The sequence below is a fragment of the Candidatus Accumulibacter vicinus genome (assembly GCF_000584955.1).
Lineage (GTDB): Bacteria > Pseudomonadota > Gammaproteobacteria > Burkholderiales > Rhodocyclaceae > Accumulibacter > Accumulibacter vicinus.
In genome coordinates this window covers 80,729-83,543 of sequence record NZ_JDSS02000015.1, presented here as the reverse complement: position 1 = coordinate 83,543, position 2,815 = coordinate 80,729, and the positions used below count along the sequence as shown (strand labels likewise).

The window sequence follows — 2,815 nt, the reverse complement described above, 5'->3', positions numbered from 1 at the left end:
CTCGCGGGCGCGGGCCGCCAGCCAGCCCATGGCCGCCGCAGTCAAGCGGGCGTAGGCGGGTTCGCGGGCAATCGCGGCCGCCATCCGTTCGCCTACTCCGAGCGCCACTGCGCCCGGAAAATCCGTCTCGGCGGGCAGCAGCGTATCAATCCAGGCGCTCAGTTCATCCGGCCTCGATGCCGGAACCAGTGGGGTCTCGCGGCGCGGCCACCAGGTAAGGAGCGACAGCAGCAGCGAAGCCCCGGTCAGCGTCAACACTTGACGTCGAGTGAAGGGCATGGCATCTCCCTGGGCCATTTTTCAGAACAGGTGTCGGTTTTCTTTACACCAGTGGCAAAGCAATTTTCCAAGCTGTTGATACGATGACAAAAATATTTCCGGTATGAAATTTGCTTGTCGCATGGGGCGTACAGTTTCATTGTCGATCGACCCTGAAGGAGGGATTCCATGAATACCTTAGCATTGTGCAGCTCGCTCACGAGAAGATCCGCGTCTCTGGCCGCCATTCTGGCCCTTGGCCTGGTAGCCGCGCAACCTGCTGTCGCGGGGATTGGCAGTGGCTGGACACGCAGCTCGACCGTCACGGACAGTGTCGTCAATAACGGCGACGGCACCTGGACCTACAACTACACGGTGAACAATACCAGCAAGTCTGATGGCGGTCCTGACCGTGAACCCTTGATTGTCGACTGGGAGTTGCCCTGGTTCGGTGATGCCGGCATCAAGAACATCAAGTCACCGTCCGGCTGGAATTACAGCATCGAGACCATCGGCGTGACGAACTCCAGCACCGGATGGGCAGGCGTCGCTGCATGGCAGACGCCGGGCGACCCGTTCTTCGCGGGAGCCGGCAGCCCGTTCACGACCGTCACCGAGGTTCTGCACTGGTACAGCGACTGCTGGGTCGATGTCGGCACATCCGCACGCATCGCCAGCGCGGCAGCAATCGTGTCCTGCGAATCGATCTTGCAGGATGCCATCATGCCGGATGGCTCGCTTTCTGGCTTCAGCTTCGTTGCAGACTTTGATGCGGTTGCCGCACCCTACCAGGCGTCGTGGGCATTCCAACCGGTTCGCACAGGTGATCCCGCCTTCCCCTTGGGCGGGATTCCGAATTCGCCCAGAGTGAGTCTGGTTCCCGAGCCAGGCGCGCTAGGCCTGCTCGGTGCCGGTTTGCTCATTTTGCTGTTGGGTCGCCGCCGCCACGGCTGAACGCCGGAAGGACAGCGCAGCTCACGCCGAGGCACGTGTGTATAAAACGTGCCTCGGTTGCGGTATGGCTGCGGTATTCTTGGCGGCTACCGCCGCCGCCGGAATGCCAGCAGTCCGGCCAGACCTGCACCGACCAGGGTGCTGGTCAGCGGTGCGGGCACCGCCTGCGGCTCGGCGTAGATGAAGTCATCCATGACCACGGCGTCGTCCAGACCGGTATAGGTGCCGTCAATGCCGTGCGCGCCCGACACGATGCGCACACGCGAGACTCTCTCGCCGGAGTTGAACGAGACGCCCAGGAATGAGAATGAACCCTGGCTGTTGCGCCCGTCTGCAGTCGGGAAGACACCTTCCACCGGGAACAACCCCAGCGACGCACCGCTGGTGCCGAAAAACTCCAGTGACGCGCTTCCCGTGTAATCCACATCGGCGAAGACGACGCCCATGCCGCGCACCGTCGCCGCCAGCCCTGGGCTCCCGGGCACGGAGAAGGTCACATCGGTGATGTTGCTCCCCATGCTGGCGAACAACCTTATCGGGCTGAACGCATCGAACTCGGCCGGACCAAAGCCTGCTTCGTCGGAGAATTCGGAAGCGCTCACGCGAAAACCGGTCCCCGGCGTGGTGAATGTGGCCCCGCGAAGCCGGCCGGCTGGCTGAACGCCGGTGGTGCCATTGAAGAAATCCCCCGGAAATGCGTTCGGCGAACTGAACCCCAGAGGCACCGCATCCCAGTTGATCTCCCGCCGGCCTGTCGTACAGGGTCCCGGCGCACAGGCCCCAGGGGGATTGAGGACACCGCCCAGATCGCTCCGGAATGAATCGATGACCGCTTTGAAAGCGACATCTGCCGCGCCGCTGGTGGTCACTATTGAGCGGGTGACCGGCATCGCTTCAGCGAGAGGCGCCATCGAAATCGCCATCCCGGCCAGCAAGATTCTTGTCTTCGTCATATACAGACCTCCGTATGCCGTTATTTTGGCTTGTTCCTGACAATCGGGATGTGAACCACTCGACACCCCCCAGTATCGCCACCACCGATGCCCCGATGGTGATGGTCGGATAGGGGACCAGCAAGCACATAGCATGCCAAAATTCATTTTTACAATAAAACCAATGAGTTGAAATTGATCAACCGATTTTTTTGATGCACAGTGTAAAAATTTCCGACGTTATTACTACACAATCAACGAGGGCTATCGGGTTTTCCTGTTTTCGCCCCCACCCGTCTCCCAACAGGCGCAAGACAATACCTGCGTCGCTGACACCACTTCCACACGAATCTTGATCCAGATCATGTCTGCCCGTGCCGGTCCTGCCGTAACCTCGGACCATTGACCTGCGGGTGCGCTCATCCTGAGCTTATGACCACCGTGCCACGGGGGGCCGTGGCCAAATCTTTTTCGCATGACAACCAGAGGGAACGAAAGTGACACCGCCTGAGAGGAGCAAGCCGGGATACAGCCGCGAGCAGATTTCCGTCCTGACGATGAATACGCTGGCCTTTGCGGTGAATTTCGCCGTGTGGGTCATGTTTTCCGTCATCGGCATCAAGATCAAGGCCGAACTCAACCTCAACGAAACCGAGTTCGGCTTGCTGGTG

4 protein-coding genes are annotated in these 2,815 nt (G+C 60.3%); 2 read left to right on the top strand and 2 right to left on the bottom strand.

From position 1 onward, the window contains the following. The coding region (locus CAPSK01_RS04020) for a hypothetical protein (protein WP_273703048.1) at positions 1-279 on the bottom strand (279 nt) is incomplete at its 3' end. Positions 280-447: 168 nt separating this feature from the next. Here CAPSK01_RS04020 and CAPSK01_RS04015 point away from each other — a divergent pair. Continuing rightward, positions 448-1,212 carry a PEP-CTERM sorting domain-containing protein gene (locus CAPSK01_RS04015; protein ID WP_034922856.1) on the top strand — a complete coding sequence of 255 codons (765 nt, stop codon included), beginning with the start codon at positions 448-450 and terminating at the stop codon, positions 1,210-1,212. A gap of 86 nt (positions 1,213-1,298) precedes the next feature. Here the strand turns inward: CAPSK01_RS04015 and CAPSK01_RS04010 are convergent, their stop codons facing one another. Further along, the gene (locus CAPSK01_RS04010) at positions 1,299-2,165 is read right to left on the bottom strand and encodes a hypothetical protein (protein WP_034922854.1); all 867 of its coding nucleotides are present in this window, start codon (positions 2,163-2,165) and stop codon (positions 1,299-1,301) included. Positions 2,166-2,701: 536 nt separating this feature from the next. Between CAPSK01_RS04010 and CAPSK01_RS21755 the strand changes: the two genes are divergently transcribed. Beyond that, a partial coding sequence (locus tag CAPSK01_RS21755) for a hypothetical protein (RefSeq protein WP_273703065.1) occupies positions 2,702-2,815 on the top strand: 114 nt, incomplete at its 3' end.